The organism is Enterobacter cloacae complex sp. FDA-CDC-AR_0132 (assembly GCF_003010695.1).
Lineage (GTDB): Bacteria > Pseudomonadota > Gammaproteobacteria > Enterobacterales > Enterobacteriaceae > Enterobacter > Enterobacter ludwigii.
In genome coordinates, this window is sequence record NZ_CP027618.1 from 3,916,710 (window position 1) to 3,935,399 (window position 18,690).

Annotated in this window: 21 protein-coding genes; 12 read left to right on the forward strand and 9 right to left on the reverse strand. The window is 55.6% G+C overall.

The window, feature by feature from the left end:
• Window positions 1-109 precede the first annotated feature (109 nt).
• Window positions 110-577, reverse strand: a complete 468-nt coding sequence (locus AM379_RS19040; RefSeq protein ID WP_106504082.1) for a nuclear transport factor 2 family protein — start codon at window positions 575-577, stop codon at window positions 110-112.
• A 103-nt stretch (window positions 578-680) separates the two neighbouring features.
• Between AM379_RS19040 and AM379_RS19045 the strand changes: the two genes are divergently transcribed.
• On the forward strand, window positions 681-1,265 hold the full coding sequence (locus AM379_RS19045; RefSeq protein WP_025204267.1) for a TetR/AcrR family transcriptional regulator: 585 nt from the start codon (window positions 681-683) through the stop codon (window positions 1,263-1,265).
• An 86-nt stretch (window positions 1,266-1,351) separates the two neighbouring features.
• Here the strand turns inward: AM379_RS19045 and AM379_RS19050 are convergent, their stop codons facing one another.
• Both AM379_RS19050 and AM379_RS19055 read right to left on the reverse strand, forming a co-directional pair.
• Window positions 1,352-2,122 (reverse strand): hypothetical protein, encoded by a 771-nt coding sequence (locus AM379_RS19050; RefSeq protein WP_047744605.1) that lies wholly within the window; start codon window positions 2,120-2,122, stop codon window positions 1,352-1,354.
• A gap of 1 nt (window position 2,123) precedes the next feature.
• Window positions 2,124-2,321 carry a hypothetical protein gene (locus AM379_RS19055; RefSeq protein ID WP_008502331.1) on the reverse strand — a complete coding sequence of 66 codons (198 nt, stop codon included), beginning with the start codon at window positions 2,319-2,321 and terminating at the stop codon, window positions 2,124-2,126.
• A gap of 263 nt (window positions 2,322-2,584) precedes the next feature.
• Between AM379_RS19055 and AM379_RS19060 the strand changes: the two genes are divergently transcribed.
• From AM379_RS19060 to AM379_RS19095, 8 genes are read left to right on the forward strand one after another with little or no spacing between them, the layout of a single operon-like run.
• Window positions 2,585-3,019, forward strand: a complete 435-nt coding sequence (locus tag AM379_RS19060) for a nuclear transport factor 2 family protein (protein ID WP_014169955.1) — start codon at window positions 2,585-2,587, stop codon at window positions 3,017-3,019.
• Complete coding sequence (locus AM379_RS19065; RefSeq protein WP_106504083.1) at window positions 3,016-3,735, forward strand: SDR family NAD(P)-dependent oxidoreductase; 720 nt, start codon at window positions 3,016-3,018, stop codon at window positions 3,733-3,735. The genes AM379_RS19060 and AM379_RS19065 overlap by 4 nt, the downstream gene beginning before the upstream one ends.
• Window positions 3,732-4,991, forward strand: coding sequence for an NAD(P)/FAD-dependent oxidoreductase (locus tag AM379_RS19070; RefSeq protein WP_025204265.1), 1,260 nt, complete (start codon window positions 3,732-3,734; stop codon window positions 4,989-4,991). The genes AM379_RS19065 and AM379_RS19070 overlap by 4 nt, the downstream gene beginning before the upstream one ends.
• A 1-nt stretch (window position 4,992) precedes the next feature.
• Entirely contained in the window at window positions 4,993-5,715 is a 723-nt protein-coding gene (locus tag AM379_RS19075) for a DUF1365 domain-containing protein (RefSeq protein WP_106504084.1), read from the forward strand.
• Window positions 5,712-6,932: an SAM-dependent methyltransferase gene (locus AM379_RS19080; protein ID WP_059306168.1), complete on the forward strand. Its 1,221-nt coding sequence runs from the start codon at window positions 5,712-5,714 to the stop codon at window positions 6,930-6,932. The genes AM379_RS19075 and AM379_RS19080 overlap by 4 nt, the downstream gene beginning before the upstream one ends.
• Window positions 6,929-7,414 (forward strand): DUF2878 domain-containing protein, encoded by a 486-nt coding sequence (locus AM379_RS19085; protein WP_040017417.1) that lies wholly within the window; start codon window positions 6,929-6,931, stop codon window positions 7,412-7,414. Before AM379_RS19080 ends, AM379_RS19085 begins: the two co-directional genes overlap by 4 nt.
• Complete coding sequence (locus tag AM379_RS19090; RefSeq protein WP_047744610.1) at window positions 7,411-7,935, forward strand: hypothetical protein; 525 nt, start codon at window positions 7,411-7,413, stop codon at window positions 7,933-7,935. The genes AM379_RS19085 and AM379_RS19090 overlap by 4 nt, the downstream gene beginning before the upstream one ends.
• On the forward strand, window positions 7,932-8,459 hold the full coding sequence (locus AM379_RS19095) for a DUF3833 domain-containing protein (protein WP_106504085.1): 528 nt from the start codon (window positions 7,932-7,934) through the stop codon (window positions 8,457-8,459). Before AM379_RS19090 ends, AM379_RS19095 begins: the two co-directional genes overlap by 4 nt.
• 2 nt (window positions 8,460-8,461) lie before the next feature.
• On the opposite strand, the gene AM379_RS19100 is transcribed toward AM379_RS19095, so the two are convergent.
• Entirely contained in the window at window positions 8,462-8,932 is a 471-nt protein-coding gene (locus tag AM379_RS19100; RefSeq protein ID WP_032678109.1) for a DMT family transporter, read from the reverse strand.
• Window positions 8,933-8,936: 4 nt separating this feature from the next.
• Entirely contained in the window at window positions 8,937-9,371 is a 435-nt protein-coding gene (locus AM379_RS19105) for a DMT family transporter (protein ID WP_025204258.1), read from the reverse strand.
• A 99-nt stretch (window positions 9,372-9,470) separates the two neighbouring features.
• Here AM379_RS19105 and AM379_RS19110 point away from each other — a divergent pair, with 99 nt between their 5' ends.
• On the forward strand, window positions 9,471-10,403 hold the full coding sequence (locus tag AM379_RS19110) for a LysR family transcriptional regulator (RefSeq protein ID WP_014169965.1): 933 nt from the start codon (window positions 9,471-9,473) through the stop codon (window positions 10,401-10,403).
• 3 nt (window positions 10,404-10,406) lie between these two features.
• On the opposite strand, the gene AM379_RS19115 is transcribed toward AM379_RS19110, so the two are convergent.
• Both AM379_RS19115 and AM379_RS19120 read right to left on the reverse strand, forming a co-directional pair.
• Window positions 10,407-11,435 carry a methionine synthase gene (locus AM379_RS19115; protein WP_025204256.1) on the reverse strand — a complete coding sequence of 343 codons (1,029 nt, stop codon included), beginning with the start codon at window positions 11,433-11,435 and terminating at the stop codon, window positions 10,407-10,409.
• A 26-nt stretch (window positions 11,436-11,461) separates the two neighbouring features.
• Window positions 11,462-12,436 (reverse strand): DUF1852 domain-containing protein, encoded by a 975-nt coding sequence (locus tag AM379_RS19120; RefSeq protein ID WP_014169967.1) that lies wholly within the window; start codon window positions 12,434-12,436, stop codon window positions 11,462-11,464.
• A gap of 171 nt (window positions 12,437-12,607) precedes the next feature.
• Between AM379_RS19120 and AM379_RS19125 the strand changes: the two genes are divergently transcribed.
• A complete protein-coding gene (locus tag AM379_RS19125) occupies window positions 12,608-13,147 on the forward strand; it encodes a DUF2058 domain-containing protein (protein ID WP_106504086.1) in 540 nt (179 codons plus the stop codon).
• Between the two features lie 7 nt (window positions 13,148-13,154).
• Here AM379_RS19125 and AM379_RS19130 read toward each other — a convergent pair whose 3' ends face one another.
• Both AM379_RS19130 and azoR read right to left on the reverse strand, forming a co-directional pair.
• Complete coding sequence (locus AM379_RS19130) at window positions 13,155-13,838, reverse strand: RluA family pseudouridine synthase (RefSeq protein ID WP_106504087.1); 684 nt, start codon at window positions 13,836-13,838, stop codon at window positions 13,155-13,157.
• Window positions 13,839-13,934: 96 nt separating this feature from the next.
• On the reverse strand, window positions 13,935-14,540 hold the full coding sequence (gene azoR / locus AM379_RS19135) for an FMN-dependent NADH-azoreductase (RefSeq protein WP_025204253.1): 606 nt from the start codon (window positions 14,538-14,540) through the stop codon (window positions 13,935-13,937).
• A 205-nt stretch (window positions 14,541-14,745) separates the two neighbouring features.
• Here azoR and hrpA point away from each other — a divergent pair, with 205 nt between their 5' ends.
• The gene (gene hrpA / locus AM379_RS19140) at window positions 14,746-18,648 is read left to right on the forward strand and encodes an ATP-dependent RNA helicase HrpA (RefSeq protein ID WP_106504088.1); all 3,903 of its coding nucleotides are present in this window, start codon (window positions 14,746-14,748) and stop codon (window positions 18,646-18,648) included.
• Window positions 18,649-18,690 lie beyond the last annotated feature (42 nt).

Below are 18,690 nucleotides of genomic sequence, written 5' to 3' on the forward strand. Positions count from 1 at the left end.
TAATAGTCTGCCTCTTTTCATGGTGTAAAAGATAAGCCCGCCCGGGTAACCGAAAGGTTACCCGGAGCGTATGACCCCCCGTAATGGCGAAGCATGATCCTGACGAAACCTACAGCCCCAGGTCGCTCAGTGAAGGGTGGTCATCAGGACGTCTGCCCAGCGGCCAGTGAAACAGGCGCTCAGACGCTTTTATCAGCATATCGTTGATGCAGGCGAAGCGGCGCTTCATCAGACCATCCGGCTCGAATTCCCAGTTTTCATTACCGTAAGAGCGATACCAGTTGCCAGAATCATCATGCCATTCATAGGCATAGCGCACGGCGATACGGTTTTCCGTAAATGCCCACAGCTCTTTGATCAGACGATAATCCAGCTCTTTTTTCCATTTGCGCTCCAGGAATGCCTGTGCTTCCTGACGGTTAGTGGCAAACTCCGCGCGGTTTCGCCACTGGGTATCCAGCGAATAGGCAAGTGCGATTTTGGCCGGGTCGCGACTGTTCCAGCCATCTTCTGCCAGTCTGACTTTTTCGATGGCACTTTCACGCGTAAAAGGCGGTAAAGGGGGGCGTGTGTTCATTTCGGCTACCTCTGGTTGGTATTAGGTAGACAGGTCTGTCTACTGGTGTTAATCTAAGCCTGAAAAATAACGCTGTCAACCTGTCAATTGAGGCCGTCGATCTGTGAACAGAGTCAACTTGAATAACGATAAAACAATCAGTGTGAGGGAAAAAATCTTGCTTACCGCGCACGATCTGTTTTATTCCAGCGGATTTAAAGCAACGGGCGTGGATACCATTATCAAGCAGGCTAAAGTCACGAAAGTGACGTTTTATCGCCATTTTCCTGGGAAAAGTTTACTGATTGTTGCCTATCTCCACTATCGACACGAAATATGGATTGACTGGTTTGAAAACACGCTGCGTCGACATCTTGCTGCGGGTAAAACCCCGGCCAGTGCATTATCTGACACGCTGTATGAATGGTTTATTTCACCGTTATTCCATGGGTGCGCCTTTATTAATGCCAGCGCAGAAGCAAAATCTGAAGAAAATGAAGGCGAAATAAAAGATATTTGCCGCAATCATAAAACCGAAACAAAGGCAAAAATAGCGTCCCTGACCGGCATAACCGATGAGAAAACCGTTAATGAAATCATGATGCTGATCGACGGCGCGATTATTCATGCGCAAATGGGGATCGCAGCGGATGAGGTCATAAGCTCATTGAAAAAGGGAGTAGAACGGCTGACAGAAAACGCCGCCTGACCCGGGGCACGATCGGCCGTCGACGAAATACGCTTAGCATGGAAGGGCTGGCGCTGAGCCTGGCAGTAAATGCCAGGCTCCTGCCTTTAGTCATCATCTTCTGCCCGTTCCGCCATCGCCAGCGAGCTGGCACTGGCCGGATCAAACAGGGAAATACTCTCAATCTGATTCAGCATGATCACCTTTCTGAAGTCCATTGCGCTTCCGGGTTCTGAATCCAGAGTGATGTCGTGGCGGGCATACCATTTGCTGTAATTATTTTCGATGCAAATCCGCATTGTCTTTTCATCGCGGTAGCCGCTTAGCATGGGGATCAGCACGATATTGGCGGTTTTTTCATACTCGAGCGTTGCGGTGTGGATCATGCCGACATAAATCCGTCTCGAGCGCAGCGTCACCTGCGCCAGCTCCCCTTGCTCCATACACTGATACAGCAGTTGTTCGATACCGCTCGACTGCGCGAGACGTTTGTAGAGCTTCTTCCTGCCTTCACCGTCCAGCCTGGCGCTGCCTGCCCAGTTAGAACGATAAAGACAAAACAGGATGGCGAAGGCCAGCATGACGACAACCGGTGCCTGAATACCTAAAAAGCTCCAGTTCATAAAATCTATTTGCCAGTCGGCATAGGTCTGCGCCGTGAAGTGGAAGGTGTTGTCGGCGGCAGAAAGTGCATAGAGCAATAGCCAGAGCAGACCCGTGGCGATCACCCCTTGCAGAACGAAGATACAGCCATACAGGGCAACGAGAAAATAGACATCCCAGCCGAAAGATCGCTTGATTTTAAAACGGGTCGACAGGTCACGGCTGGTGTACCAGTACCCACAGACCATCAGCACCATAAAGATAGCCGTTCCCATATCAGGCCCTCTTCAGCGCGTTAACATGACGCAGGAAATCCTGTCGCACCTCGTTGCTCTTGTAGTTCACCGAGGCGTTCCCGTCCTGGTCGATGATGATGCGATCGCCATCCTCCACGGCTTCGATAATTTCCTGCTGGCTCATCACCTGGAGCAATGATTCCGGACTGGAGAAAAGTGACAGAAAGAAACGTTTCATCGCGGGGTTTCCTCATCCTTATGATTAAAAAGGATAAGTCTGGAAGAAGAAGGGGAAATTCGCCTTAAGGTAAAACTGAAAAGCAAAACGGGTAACAGGTGCGTCAGAAAATGTTCTGAAAAAAGCATCGGCAAAAAATGCGTAACATTTTGAAAAATAATATAAATAAAAAATAGTCTTACACAAACTTGGACAAATAACGTTAATTGTGTAAGTTTTAATTATGCGATTACGCCACGTTGTTTACCGCCAGGATGTGACCCATGAGCACTTTGCCCTCTGTCGTGAGTCGGTTTGTTGAGTACTACACCGCACTGGATAGCCAGCCGCCCTCAGCGCTGGTCGGGCTTTATCATTCGGATGCCACGCTTATCGATCCGTTCGGCGAGCATGACGGGATTTTCGCGCTCCAGCGCTATTTCACCCATCTGCTGGCCAATGTTGAAAATTGCCGTTTTACCATTGATCCTCCGCTGTTTGGTGACCGCCGTTTCGTTGTCACGTGGATTATGCACTGGTCGCATCCGCGCATTGCCGGAGGCGAGCCGCTCGACCTGCCGGGATGTTCGGTGGTGGAGACCGAACATGGGTTGATTACTCGCCAGCGTGACTATTACGACGCCGGAGAGATGATCTACGAACACCTTCCGCTGCTCGGTTGGGCAGTGCGCGGCGTGAAGCGGAGGGTGAACGCATGAGCACGGTTTTGATTACCGGAGCAAGTTCGGGCATCGGCGCCGGGCTGGCGAAATCCTTCGCTGCTGACGGCCACACGGTAATCGCCTGCGGGCGCGATCCGGCGCGTCTGGACGCCCTGCATCAGCACAGCCCCACTATCACGGTTCGCCTGTTCGATATGACAGACAGGGACGCCTGTCGCCAGGCGCTGACGGGCTGCTATGCCGACCTGGTTATTCTCTGCGCCGGTACCTGCGAATACCTTGAGCAGGGCGGGGTGGATGCAGCGCTGGTAGAGCGGGTGATGACCACCAATTTCCTCGGGCCGGTGAACTGTCTGGCCGCGTTACAGCCGCAGCTGGTTTCAGGCAACCGCGTGGTGCTGGTCAGCTCCATGGCGCACTGGCTGACGTTCCCGCGCGCAGAGGCTTACGGCGCGTCCAAAGCGGCGTTGAGCTGGTTTGCCGACAGTCTGCGGCTCGACTGGGAGCCGAAAGGGGTCGCCGTGACGGTGGTATTCCCGGGCTTCGTTGATACGCCGCTGACGCGAAAAAATGACTTTGCCATGCCGGGCAGGGTCAGCGTTGAGGAGGCCGTGCAGGCCATTCGGACCGGGCTGGCGAAAGGGAAAATGCAAATTGCGTTTCCGGTGGGGTTTGGCCTTATCTTGCGGTTGCTCTCAGGGCTTCCCGCGTTTCTTCAGCGCACATTGCTGCGCAGGATGGTGCGTTCATGAAGATTGCCATTATCGGCAGCGGCATCGCCGGGTTGACCTGTGCCTGGCGTCTTGCCGGTCATCATGAGGTGACGCTGTTCGAAGCGGGGGCCACTCCCGGCGGGCATACCGCGACGGTTGACGTGCCGACGCCACAGGGTGCTTTCGCCATCGATACCGGTTTTATCGTCTACAACGACCGTACCTACCCACGATTTATGGGCCTGCTGAGCGAGCTGGGTATCAGCGGGCAAAAGACGCAGATGAGCTTTTCGGTGCATAACCCGCAAACCGGGCTGGAGTACAACGGACACACCCTGACCTCGTTATTTGCTCAGCGTCGAAACCTGGTGAACCCGTCGTTCTGGCGGCTGCTCGGGGAGATTGTCCGCTTTAATCGCCTGGCGAAACAGGCGCTGGAGAGCGAGCCAGACCCGCACGCGACGCTGCAGACGTTTCTGGACAGGCACCGCTTTACGCCGTTTTTCGCGCGTCACTACATTCTGCCGATGGGGGCGGCCATCTGGTCATCGTCGTTGCAGGAGATGAAACGTTTTCCGTTGCCGCTCTTTTTGCGTTTCTTTGACAATCACGGCCTGCTGGATGTGACGCATCGTCCGCAGTGGTACGTCGTGCCCGGAGGTTCGCGAGAATACATCCGCGCCATGCTGGATAAACTCGGTGACCGTCTGACGCTGCACCTCAACGCCCCGGTGCAGCGGGTGATTCGTCAGGAGAATGGGGTAACGATCCAGCTCGACAACGCGAGCCACAGCGTTGATCAGGTGATTTTTGCCTGTCACTCCGGGCAGGCGCTGGCGATGCTTGACGCGCCGAGCGCGGCTGAGCAGGACGTGCTTGGCGATATCAGCTGGCAGCGTAATGAGGTGGTGCTTCACAGCGATCCGCGCTGGCTACCGGTACGTCAGCGTGCCTGGGCGAGCTGGAACTACCGTCTGAGCCAGCAGGATCAGGCCAGCGCCTGCGTCACCTACAACATGAATATTTTGCAGGGGTTGCCTGCGGGTAGCCCGCTGTTCTGCGTCACCCTTAATCCGGACATTCCCGTGGATGAACGCTTTGTTCTGAAACGCTTTGTCTATGAACACCCGCTGTTTAACCCCAAAAGCTGGCGTGCACAGGCGCGTCGCGGCGAGATTAACGGCCACCAGCGTAGCTGGTTCTGCGGCGCTTACTGGTACAACGGCTTTCATGAAGATGGCGTGCGCAGTGCGCTGGACGTGGTGAATGCGATAGCCGCCGGGGAGGGGAACTGAAATGAACAGCTGCCTCTATCACGGTGTATTACGCCATCGTCGCTTCCGGCCGAAAACGCACCAGTTCCGCTACAGCGTCTTTATGGCCTGGCTCGATCTCGATGAGCTGGAGACGCTGCCCTCGGTCGGGGTCCGTCGCAATTGTGTTGCCGCCGCTTCGTTCCATGATGCGGATTATCCGCTAGGCACGCCGCTTAAAGAGAACGTCCTCACCAGGCTTGAAAGCCTGACCGGAGAACGGCCGCAGGGGCGGGTTATGCTCCTGACGCAGCTGCGCTACTTCGGATTCCATTTTAATCCGGTCAACTTTTACTACTGCTATGACCGGGCGGAGACGCTGCGCTGGGTGCTGGCGGAAGTTCGCAATACCCCGTGGAATGAGCGTCATTACTACGCGGTGAATGGGCAGGATGCGCGTCCCACAGAAAAAACGTTTCATGTTTCCCCTTTTAACCCGATGGACATGGTTTACCACTGGCGCTTTAACCCGCCTGACGACTCGTTGCATATGCACATCGAAAACCATCAGGAAACGAAGGTGTTTGACGCCACGCTGGCGCTACGACGGGAGCCGCTTACCCGGGCGGCACTGCGGTCGCTGCTGCTGCGCATTCCACTGATGACCCTCAAAACCGTTTTCGCTATTTACTGGCAGGCGCTGCGGCTGTGGCTCAAGCGCGTGCCGCTGTATAACCATCCCGTCAGCAGGAGTGAACGCTCATGACCGATCCCGTCTTTGCGCTTGAACCCGATATCCCGCGCAACGTCCGCATCGCGCGCTGGCTGCTGTTTCGTCTCTTAAGCGGTATCCGCGGCGGCTCGCTGACCCTGCGTGAGGGTGCGCAGACGTTCCATTTCGGCGAGACATCCGCTGCGCTGCATGCTGACGTTCAGATCCTGAGCCCGGGCGTGTACTGGCGTGTCTTAAGGGGGGGCAGCCTCGCCGCCGCTGAGGCCTGGATGGATGGCGAATGGGAAACCACACAGCTCACGCCATTGCTTGAGATCCTGGCGCTTAACGGGCAGGTGCTTGGCCGGCTGGAAAAGGGATTTCGTCTGTTCAGCAGGCCGCTTGAACGGCTTCGTCACTGGACGCGGCGAAACTCACGCGCCCAGGCCCGCGAAAATATTGCCGCGCATTACGATCTGGGCAACACCTTTTATGCCCATTTTCTGGATAACGAGTTGCTTTACTCCAGTGCGCTGTTCACCGCAGATGAGCAGGATCTCACGGCGGCTCAACAGGCCAAAATGGCTCGCCTGTGCGATCAGCTGGCGCTGAACGCCAATGATCACCTGCTGGAAATTGGCACCGGCTGGGGCGCGATGGCGGAATATGCCGCCCGTCATTATGGCTGTCGGGTGACCACCACGACGCTGTCGCAGGAGCAGTACCTCTGGGCGAAAGAACGGATTGTCCGCGCCGGGTTGCAGGATCGCGTTGAGGTACTGCTGTGCGATTACCGCGACCTCACCGGAGAGTACGACAAGCTGGTCTCGATAGAGATGATTGAGGCCGTGGGGCAGCGCTATCTGCCAACCTTCTTCCGCACCTGTCAGGCCAGGCTGCGACCGGGAGGTCGTATGGCAATACAGGCCATCACCATTCAGGACCAGCGCTATCGCGACTACAGCAAAAGCGTCGACTTTATCCAGCGCTACATTTTTCCCGGCGGTTTTTTACCAAGCATCACCGCCATGAATGAGCTTATGACGCGCCACACCGATTTCGTGATGCGCAATCTCTTTGATATGGGGCCCGACTATGCCCGCACGCTGGCTCTCTGGCGCCAGCGCTTCGTGCATGCATGGCAGGAGATTGAAAAGCTTGGGTTCGATGAGCGGTTTCGTCGGATGTGGCTGTACTACCTCGGCTACTGCGAAGCCGGGTTTAACGCCCGCACCATCAGCGTGGTGCAGCTGACCGCCGAGCGCGTATGAAACATTATTTGCAGGTCTTTCTGCTGGCTATCGCGTTCGATTTTTACTGGGCGCTGGTGGTGCTCTTTCGCGAGCAGGGCCTGATTATCTGGATCGTGCTGGCGGTTGTGGCCTGCCTGCTGTTGCCGTCCGCGTACCGACTTTACGCCATTGCGCTGGCCGCGGCAGGGAGCCTGCTGGATGCGCTCTGGGCGTTGACGGGCCTGATTGCGTTTACGGGTGAGTCACTGATGCCGCTGTGGATGGTGGCACTGTGGCTGATGTTCGCCACCGTCTGGACTCAGCTGACGCGCACAACAACATTACCCGGCTGGCTGCTGACCCTGCTGGCAACCGTGGGCGGGCCTGTCGCCTATCTGATTGGCGAACGGCTTGGCGCCATTACTTTTCTGGAGCCGACCTTTATTGTCATCAGTTGGATGGCACCGGGCTGGCTGGTTTTGATGCTGTTTTTCCATCTGCTGGTGGGGAGACAAAAATGAGAGCTGCGGCACTGCTTCTCTTACTGATAATCCTGTCCCCCGTGGCTCAGGCTGCCGACTGGCTGACCTGGCGCAAGGTCGGTGACGCCACGCTGACCTGGGGGCCGTTCACCGTCTATACCTCACAGCTTCGCACGCCGGAGGGGCGTTATAGCGGGGAGAACGGGGATCGGGCGTTGATTATCACTTACGCGCGTGAAATCGACCGTGATGACCTGGTTGAGGCAACGCGCGATCAGTGGCAGGCGCAGGGGATCCTCGAGCAGGAGCCCCAAAGCGAAGCCTGGCTGCGTATGCTCCAGTCGCTCTGGCCCGATGTTGGGCCGGGCAGCCAGCTGGCGTTTGTGGTCACCGACAGGCAGGGGCAGTTCTGGTACCGTGCTTCGGCGACGCAGAAAGACTTTATTCCACTGGGACCACGTCAGTCCGCCGCGTTCAGCACGCGCTTTCTGGCAATCTGGCTCAGTCCCCGCACGCAATATCCCGCGCTGCGTCAGCAGCTGACAGGAGGGCAACAATGAAACGTATACTGGTCATCGCGCTTGCGGTAACGATGCTGCTGGCCGGCTGCAGTACAGAGGTGACGGAATACCGTCAGCAGCAGCCGAAGCTGGATATCTTCCGCTATTTTCAGGGGAAAACCGAAGCGTGGGGCATGGTGCAGGATCGCAGCGGTACACAGTTGCGCCGGTTTCACGTTGAGATTGCCGGGGACGTTATCGGCGATACGCTGACGCTCAATGAACATTTCGTCTATGACGACGGCGAAAAACAGCAGCGGGTATGGCATATCCGGCGGATGGGGGGCGATCGCTACGAAGGCACGGCAGGGGATATCGAAGGGGTGGTCACCGGGCAGGCGGCGGGAAACGCCTTCAACTGGCATTACAGCATGCAGGTGAAAGCCAATGGCAGCACCTGGCTGCTGCACTTTGACGACTGGATGTACCTGCAGGATGAAACCCATCTGTTCAATAAAACAGAGCTGAAGAAACTGGGCGTCACCGTCGCCACGGTGACGCTGTTCTTTACCCGCAAGGCGTGACGTTACTCGCGCCCGGGCGCCGGTTCGGCTGGGGTTTTGCTGCTGAGGTAGATGAAGATCAGCGCAATGGCCAGGCAGACGATGGCCCCGAGACGGCTCAGCGAAAACGGAATGACGGCGTTACCCAGCCAGCCAAAGCTGTCAATCAACATGCTCATGGTGAGCTGGCCGAAGATCACCGCGACCGTGGCGACGGCGGTACCGATACGTTGTACCGCCAGTACCATTATCACAATGTAGGGCACGCCGAACAGGGCACCGAGCAGCTGCCATTTGGGCACGTCCATCAGGGTAACGGCCTGTTTGGGTTCAAAGAAGAAGATCAGCAGGGCGGTGACCAGCGCACCAACGGAAAACGTCAGAAACGCGCTTTTAAAGACGCCCACGCTGCTTCCCAGCTGTCCGTTGATGGCGGCCTGGATGCTCAGCGTCGCACCGCCACACACTGCCAACATAATCATAATCAGTGTCATTTTGTTACCCCTGTGCAACCAGAACCAGCGCGGCAATGATGAAAAGCAGCGCGATGATGCGTTTACCGTTAATCTTTCTGGGCGTGGTGCCCAGCAACCCATAGTGGTCAATGATAAGACTCTTAAAGACCTGACCTGCCAGAATGCCAATCATCGTCAGGGCAATGCCGATGGCCGGCGTGGCGAGGGTCAAAATGACGACGTAAACGGGCCCGAGTACGCCGCCGAGCAGTTGCCATGCGGGCTGTGCGAAAAACGACGGACTGTTACGCGGGCTGAAAAACAGCATCAGCAGAAACGTCAGCGCGGCACCTGTACCGAAAATACTGAACGTGGCCCATAAATCGCCGACTTCCCCACCCAGTGGCCCCAGCAAGCCAGCCTCTACGGAGAGGCCCATGCCGCCGAGAATAACCAGTAAAATTAACATCCATTGCATATTCATTATCTCTACGTTCTGAAGGCGAAACAGACTAGCCCTGAACATCGATGAGAAAAATGCCATAATGCAGGAAACACCTTTGCAGGAAATGCACTAATGGTTGATGCCGGAAATATGAATATCCGCTCGCTGCGGGTTTTTATTGCGGTTTACGAAGCGCAAAACTTTTCTGTGGTCGCCCGGCGGGAGGGGATGTCTGCCTCGCAGGTTTCACGCGTTATCCATCAGCTTGAGGACGCGCTCGGCCAGCAACTTTTCTATCGTAATACCCGGGCGGTGATCCCAACGGAAAGCGGCCACCTTTTTATCCGCTACGCCAGAGCGATGGTGGAAAGCCTGGAGGAGGCGCGTCGTGAGCTGGATGAGCGTTCGACGGAGCCTTCCGGCACGCTGCGCATAAATGGCCCGGTGTACTTTGGGCAGCGACACGTTGCCCCTGGTCTGCCTGCACTGGCGGCGCGGTATCCCCGGCTGAATATAGAGCTGACGCTGACCGATGACTTTATCGACCCGCACAAAGATGCCGCCGACGTTATCTTTCGCATCGGCATGCTGACGGATTCAACCTTTCACGCGCGGGTTTTTGGCCAGCAGCGTTACCATCTGGCCGCGTCGCCGGACTATTTGCGAAAACACGGTGTGCCAGACGGGCCGGATGACCTCAGTCGCCACCGGTGCCTGGTCTACCGCGGGTCGTCAGGTCCCAATCGCTGGCTGGTGCGAGGTCAGGGGGAAGCCTGGGTGCATTACCCCGTGGTGCCGCTGATGACTTCCAATAATGCGGAGTCGCTGCTCATTGCCGCGCTGGGCGGGATGGGGATCGTGCTGTTTCCGGACTGGCTGATTGGCGACAGACTGCAGAAGGGGGAACTGGTCGCACTCCTCGCGGAACGGGAGTGCGCCATAAATACCGAGCCGCTGAACATTGCGGCGATCTATCCTCACGCCCGTCACCCGCCCCTGAACGTCAGGGCGGTGATTGATCATTACGTGGCGCTTTTCGGCACCCCGCCTTACTGGCAGACGTAGCGATTACGCGCCGAGTTCTTTACGGATAATGTCGGCGCCGGCGCTCAGGGCGTTGAGCTTTCCGTTGGCAACCTGACGTGAGAGCGGGGCCATCCCGCAGTTTGTTGATGGCCACAGCTTGTCGGCATCGACAAACTGCAGCGCTTTACGCAGCGTATCGGCCACTTCCTCTGGCGTCTCAATGGTATTGGTCGCCACGTCAATGGCACCCACCATCACCTTTTTGCCGCGGATCAGTTCCAGCAGGTCCATCGGTACGCGGGAGTTGTGGCACTCCAGAGAGATGATGTCGATATTGGACGTCTGCAGTTTAGGGAAGGCTTCTTCATACTGCCGCCATTCTGAACCGAGCGTTTTTTTCCAGTCGGTATTGGCTTTGATGCCATACCCGTAGCAGATATGGACCGCGGTCTGGCAGCGCAAACCTTCGATGGCACGTTCCAGCGCGGCAATACCCCAGTCGTTCACCTCATCAAAAAACACGTTAAAGGCTGGTTCATCAAACTGGATGATATCAACGCCCGCCGCTTCTAACTCTCTCGCTTCCTGATTGAGAATTTTGGCAAATTCCCAGGCCAGCTTTTCGCGGCTTTTATAGTGAGCGTCATAGAGGGTGTCGATCATGGTCATCGGGCCGGGCAGAGCCCACTTGATCGGTTTATCCGTGAGCTGACGTAAATACTTTGCGTCATCAACGAACACCGGTTTTTGACGCGCGACGGCATCCACCACGGTCGGCACGCTCGCGTCATAGCGGTTACGAATTCGCACGGTCTGGCGGTTCTCAAAATCAACGCCGCTGAGGTGTTCAATAAAGGTGGTGACGAAGTGCTGACGAGTCTGTTCGCCGTCGCTGACAATATCAATGCCCGCACGGATCTGCTCATCCAGAGATAAACGCAGCGCATCCTGTTTACCGGCAAGTAATTCCTGATCCTGCAATTTCCATGGCGACCAGAGCGTTTCGGGTTGCGCAAGCCAGGTTGGCTTAGGCAAACTGCCAGCCGTTGAAGTCGGGAGCAATGTTTTCATAGTAGAAGACCTTTATTATCGATTAATTAAAGCGTGTTGTGACCTGACCACTGCTCAAGAAGAGGTTTATAGGGCTTGATGAAATACGCTTCCGTAAATTTGCCCTGTTCAATTGCCAGCCGGCTGCGTTCTTCACGGTCATAAACAATTTTTGTTAATGAATGATCCTCATGATTCAGATCGGGCTGGTAGCATTCTCCGGCGGTCGAGTTCGCATTGTAAATTTCAGGGCGATAAATTTTCTGGAAAGTCTCCATGGTGCTGATGGTGCTAATCAACTCCAGGTTGGTGTAATCCCGTAATAAATCGCCGGTGAAATAAAACGCAAACGGCGCTGCGCTATTCTCAGGCATAAAGTAACGAACCTGCAGACCCATTTTCCCGAAGTACTGCTCGGTTAAGGATGTACCGTCCGGACGATACTCGATGCCCAGCACCGGGTGCTGGTTGCCCGTGCGGCGGTAGGTGTCTTTGCTGGAGACGCTCAGGCAGATCACCGGTGCCTTTTTGAAGTTCTCTTTGTATTCAGGTGAGTTAACGAAATGCCGGAAAATAGTGCCGTGCAGCTCACCAAAATTATCCGGGATCGCGAAGCGGGACTGATTTTTATTGTGCTCCGGCAGCAAGACGCTGAAATCATAATCGCGGACATAGGACGAGAAATTATTTCCAACGATACCGTCGATGCGCTCATGGGTCTTTTTATCAACGATCGTTGTCTGCAATATTTCGATAGCCGGGAAGGGCTTCTCAGCGCCGATATGCAAATCCACAGAAATAATGTCCAGTTCGAGCGCATAGCGATCGGCTTTTGGGTTATCCCAGCGCGCTAACGCGTTAAAACGGTTATTCATCATCACCAGCGTATTACGCAGGTTTTGCTGGCGTTTTTCGCCACGGGCCAGGTTGGCGAAGTTGGTGGTGGTACGCGTATTTTCTGAAGGGTTATAATTTTCATCAAAGCAACTACGCTTAAGGCTAAATGTAAAAGCATTACTCATCGTCGTTATACATCCTAAGTTCTTGTTGCTAAGAAGTTACCAATGCATAATTTATGCCTGAGCCCGTGACGGAGGGGAAGTGACTTAATTTCACTGCAACATGAGCTATCTTCATGAACAGCGCCTTTCCAGGTATAATCCCCAAAATTTCAATACGGTTTAGAAACGATCATGACAAAACTCACCCTACAAGAGCAGATGCTGAAAGCAGGCTTAGTCAGCAGTAAGAAGATGGCTAAAGTTCAGCGCACGGCCAAGAAATCGCGCGTTCAGGCCCGTGAAGCAAGGGAAGCAGTAGAAGAGAATAAAAAAGCGCAGCTCGAGCGTGACAAGCAGCTGAGCGAGCAGCAGAAGCAGGCGACGCTGGCAAAAGAGTTTAAAGCGCAGGTCAAGCAGCTGATCGAAATGAACCGCATCACCGTGACCAGAGGCACCATCGCCTTTAACTTTACCGACGGCAATCTCATCAAAAAAATCGAGGTCGACAAGCAGACGCAGGCCCAGCTGATCAATGGCCGCCTGGCGATTGCGCGTCTGATGATTAATGCCAATGGCGACTGCGACTATGCGATTATCCCGGCAGTGGTGGCCGATAAAATCGCCCAGCGCGATGCCGAGAGTATCGTGTTAAACAGCGCCCTGAGTCAGGAAGAGCAGGATGAGGACGATCCGTACGCAGATTTCAAAATTCCTGACGATTTGATGTGGTAAGCCGCGCTTAAAACGGTGCGGCGTGACGGGCGTTAATTGCCTCTGCGCTCACCGGATGCACAAAATCCAGCTCGCTGGCGTGCAGCATCAGTCGCGGTATCGGTTCGGTGCCCGGCAGTGCAAGACCACCATACAGATCGCAGCCTAAAATAGGGTAGCCCAACTGCTGGCAGTGAATACGCAGCTGGTGGGTTCGCCCGGTCTCCGGGGTCAGTCTGACCCGCGTTAACGGCAGTGCCGCATCATAAAACCGGTCCATCACCTGATAGCGTGAGCGTGCGGGTTTGCCGGTAATTGCACAAATCGACATCAGCGGAAACAGCGCCGGATCTTTAGCAATCGGGGCATCAATCACGCCCTCGTCGTTTTCCACATGCCCGCAAAGCAGGGCGCTGTATACCTTTCGCACGGCGCGCTGGCTGAACTGGTGACAGAGAGCGGCGTTAATCGCTTTATTGCGCGCAATGACCATCAGCCCGGATGTACCGAAATCCAGACGATGCACCAGCGTGCAGCCGGGAAACGTCTGTACCAGTCGATAATGCACTGAATCGCGATTTTGCGGATTTTTGCCTGAAAGGCTGAGCAGACCGGAAGGCTTATTAATCAGGACCAGATGTTCGTCCTGCCAGAGGATCTCGATCTCGTCGTGACACGGTGGGGCAATAAAGGAATCTATAATCTCAGACATCAGACGGTCCGACAGAAGAGTGGGTGCGGATGATAGCGAATTTTTAGCGGCGGGGACAGAAAGAAACCCTCCCACCAGGCGGTGAGAGGGGGATGATTAAGCGGCTACGAGGCTGTCGATAGCGGCTTTCGCGTCGGTCTGCGCTTTGGTCGCAACTTCCGGGCCGTAGGCAATACCTTCAGCAAACACGAAATTCACGTCGGTAATACCGATGAAGCCCAGGAACAGAGTCAGGTACGGTGCAACCAGGTCAGTTGGGGTGTCTTTGTGAATACCGCCACGGCTGGTCAGTACAATCGCACGCTTACCTTTCACCAGACCTTCAGGGCCGTTTTCAGTGTAACGGAAGGTTACGCCGGCACGGGCAACCAGGTCGAAGTAGTTCTTCAGCTGAGTAGGGATGTTGAAGTTGTACATTGGCGCGTTGATCACGATAACGTCGTGCGCCTGCAGTTCAGCAATCAGCTCGTCAGAGAGGGCCAGGGCTTCCTGCTGACGTGGCGTCAGGGGAGCGTCGCCTGGACGCAGCGCACCAACCAGTTCGCCATCCAGCACAGGAATCGGGTTTGCAGCCAGGTCACGCACGGTGATTTCATCAGCAGAATGCTGTTCACGCCACTGTTCAACGAAGTAGTCAGAGAGCTGACCAGACTGTGAGTACCCTGCCAGAATACTGGATTTCAATACTAATACTTTGCTCATGGGTGATTCCTGTTTTTGCATTTGATTGAAGGGGGTTGCCCCGTTGCTTGTTGACACTCTATTCACAATCCTGTCGCAGGGATAGCGCAATATATCGAAGTCTATGTTCGAATTTTTTGAATAAGGCACTCAAAGCGCCAATGTGATACTCTATAGCAATCATTAAAAAGAGATTTTACCCGGCAGTGCACTGCCCGTTAACGCTATGACAGAACAACAAAAATTAACCTCCCCGATGCTCCTGCAACAGCTTGATTCACTGATGCTGCGTGATAAACAGCGGTTTGCCCGCCGTCTGCACGGGGTGAAGAAGGTTAAAAATCCTGATGCACAACAGGCCATTTATCAGGAGATGGCGAAAGAGATTGAACAGGCGGCAGGGAAAGTCGTGCTGCGCGAAGCCGCACGTCCGGAGATTACCTACCCGGAAAACCTGCCGGTCAGTCAGAAAAAACAGGACATTCTTGACGCCGTGCGCGACCACCAGGTGGTGATTGTCGCAGGGGAAACCGGTTCAGGGAAAACCACTCAGCTGCCGAAAATTTGTATGGAGCTGGGGCGTGGGGTGAAAGGGCTGATTGGTCACACCCAGCCGCGTCGTCTGGCGGCGCGTACCGTGGCGAACCGTATTGCCGAAGAGCTGCAAACGCAGCCCGGTGGCTGCATTGGGTATAAGGTGCGATTCAGCGACCACGTTAGCGATAACACCATGGTCAAACTGATGACTGACGGTATTCTGCTGGCGGAAATCCAGCAGGATCGTCTGCTGATGCAGTACGACACGATCATTATCGATGAAGCGCACGAACGCAGCCTGAATATCGACTTCCTGCTCGGGTATCTGAAAGAACTGTTACCGCGTCGCCCGGACCTGAAAATTATCATCACTTCCGCCACCATCGATCCGGAGCGTTTCTCAAAGCATTTCAACAATGCGCCGATTATCGAGGTCTCTGGCCGAACGTATCCGGTGGAGGTGCGCTATCGCCCGATAGTGGAAGACGCGGACGATACCGAGCGCGACCAGCTGCAGGCCATCTTTGATGCCGTCGACGAGCTGGGAAATGAAAGCGCGGGCGACATTCTGATTTTCCTGAGCGGCGAACGGGAAATTCGCGATACCGCTGACGCCCTCAGCAAGCGCGATCTTCGCCATACCGAAATTCTGCCGCTGTATGCGCGCCTGTCAAACAGCGAGCAAAACCGCGTGTTCCAGCCGCACAGCGGACGTCGTATTGTGCTGGCCACCAACGTGGCGGAAACCTCGCTTACCGTGCCGGGCATCAAATATGTGATTGACCCGGGTACGGCGCGTATCAGCCGCTACAGCTACCGCACCAAAGTGCAGCGCCTGCCAATTGAGCCGGTTTCTCAGGCTTCCGCTAATCAGCGTAAAGGCCGCTGCGGCCGTGTGTCGGAAGGGATCTGTATTCGCCTCTATTCCGAGGACGATTTCCTGTCGCGACCGGAGTTTACTGACCCGGAAATTCTGCGTACCAACCTGGCGTCGGTCATCCTGCAGATGACTGCGCTAGGGCTTGGCGACATCGCCGCGTTCCCGTTTGTCGAAGCGCCGGACAAGCGCAACATTCAGGACGGCGTGCGCCTGCTGGAAGAGCTGGGTGCCATCACCACCGACGAGCAGGCTAGCGCCTACAAACTGACGCCGCTGGGCCGTCAGCTCAGCCAGCTGCCGGTTGACCCGCGGCTGGCGCGCATGGTGCTGGAAGCACAGAAACACGGCTGTGTGCGTGAAGCGATGATCATTACCTCCGCGCTCTCGATTCAGGATCCCCGCGAGCGTCCGATGGACAAGCAGCAGGCGTCTGATGAAAAACACCGTCGGTTCCACGATAAAGAGTCCGACTTCCTCGCCTTTGTGAACCTGTGGAACTACCTCGGCGAGCAGCAGAAAGCGCTGTCGTCGAACCAGTTCCGCCGCCAGTGCCGCGTCGATTTCCTCAATTATCTGCGCGTGCGCGAGTGGCAGGATATCTACACGCAGCTGCGTCAGGTGGTGAAAGAGCTGGGCATTCCGGTTAACAGTGAACCGGCGGAGTACCGCGAAATTCACATTGCGTTGCTGACCGGTCTGCTCTCCCATATCGGGATGAAGGATGCCGACAAGCAGGAGTATACTGGGGCGCGTAACGCCCGTTTCTCCATCTTCCCGGGGTCCGGTTTATTCAAGAAACCGCCTAAATGGACCATGGTGGCCGAACTGGTGGAAACCAGCCGCCTGTGGGGCCGCATTGCGGCGCGCATTGATCCCGAATGGGTTGAACCTGTTGCCCAGCACCTGCTTAAGCGCTCATACAGTGAACCGCACTGGGAGCGCGCGCAGGGCGCGGTGATGGCGACCGAAAAAGTGACCGTTTACGGTCTGCCGGTGGTTGGCGCGCGCAAGGTTAACTACAGCCAGATAGACCCCGCGTTGTGCCGCGAGTTGTTTATTCGTCACGCGCTGGTGGAGGGCGACTGGCAGACGCGTCATGCGTTCTTCCGTGAAAACCTCAAACTGCGTGCCGAAGTGGAAGAGCTTGAGCATAAATCCCGTCGCCGCGACATTCTGGTCGACGACGAGGCGCTGTTTGAGTTTTATGACCAGCGTATCAGCCACGATGTGATTTCTGCCCGCCACTTCGACAGCTGGTGGAAGAAGGCCAGCAAAGAGACCCCGGACCTGCTCAACTTTGAAAAGAGCATGTTGATCAAAGAGGGGGCGGAGTCGGTCAGCAAACTCGATTACCCGAACTTCTGGCATCAGGGCTCTCTCAAGCTGCGTCTGACCTATCAGTTTGAGCCGGGCGCGGATGCGGATGGCGTCACCGTACACATTCCGCTACCGCTGTTAAACCAGGTCGAAGAGAGCGGATTCGAGTGGCAAATTCCGGGGCTGCGTCGCGAGCTGGTGATTGCGCTGATCAAATCGCTGCCAAAACCGGTGCGTCGTAACTTTGTGCCTGCGCCAAACTATGCCGAAGCGTTTTTAGGCCGCGTAACGCCGCTGGAGTTGCCGCTGCTGGATTCGCTGGAGCGTGAGCTCAGGCGCATGACGGGCGTAACCGTCGACCGCGACGACTGGCACTGGGATCAGGTGCCCGATCACCTGAAAATCAGCTTCCGCGTGGTGGACGACAAAAACAAAAAGCTGCAGGAAGGCCGATCGCTGAACGAACTGAAAGAGGCGCTGAAAGGTAAAGTCCAGGAGACGCTTTCTGCGGTGGCTGATGACGGTATCGAGCAGAGCGGATTGCACATCTGGAGCTTTGGCGCGCTTCCGGAAAGCTACGAGCAAAAACGCGGCAACTACAGGGTGAAGGCCTGGCCTGCACTGGTGGATGAGCGTGACAGCGTGGCCATCAAACTCTTTGATAATCCACAGGAACAACAGCAGATGATGTGGCGTGGTCTGCGTCGTTTGCTGCTGCTTAATATTCCGTCACCGATTAAATATCTGCACGAGAAGTTACCGAACAAAGCCAAGCTTGGTCTCTACTTTAACCCGTACGGTAAAGTGCTGGATCTGATTGACGACTGCATCTCCTGTGGCGTGGACAAGCTTATTCACGAGGCGGGCGGTCCGGTCTGGTCAGAAGCGGAGTTTGCGGTACTGCACGAGAAAGTCAGGGCAGAACTGAACGACACCGTGGTCGACATTGCGAAACAGGTCGAGCAGATCCTCACCACCGTGTTCAATATCAACAAACGCCTGAAAGGGCGCGTGGATATGACCATGGCGCTGGGGCTGTCGGACGTGAAAGCGCAGATGGCCGGGTTAGTGTACCGTGGATTCGTTACCGGCAACGGCTTCAAACGCCTTGGCGATACGTTGCGTTATCTGCAGGCGATCGAAAAACGTCTGGAGAAAATGGCTATCGATCCGCATCGTGACCGCGCGCAGATGCTGAAAGTGGAAAGCGTGCAGAAGGCATGGCAGCAGTGGCTCAACAAATTGCCGCCAGCGCGCCGTGACGATGAAGACGTGCAGGCGATCCGCTGGATGATCGAAGAGCTGCGCGTCAGCTTCTTTGCCCAGCAGCTCGGTACGCCGTATCCCATTTCGGATAAGCGTATTTTGCAGGCAATGGAGCAGATTTCGGCGTAACGTCGGGTGTTCGCCCTCTCTCTGTGAGAGAGGGCATCTGCG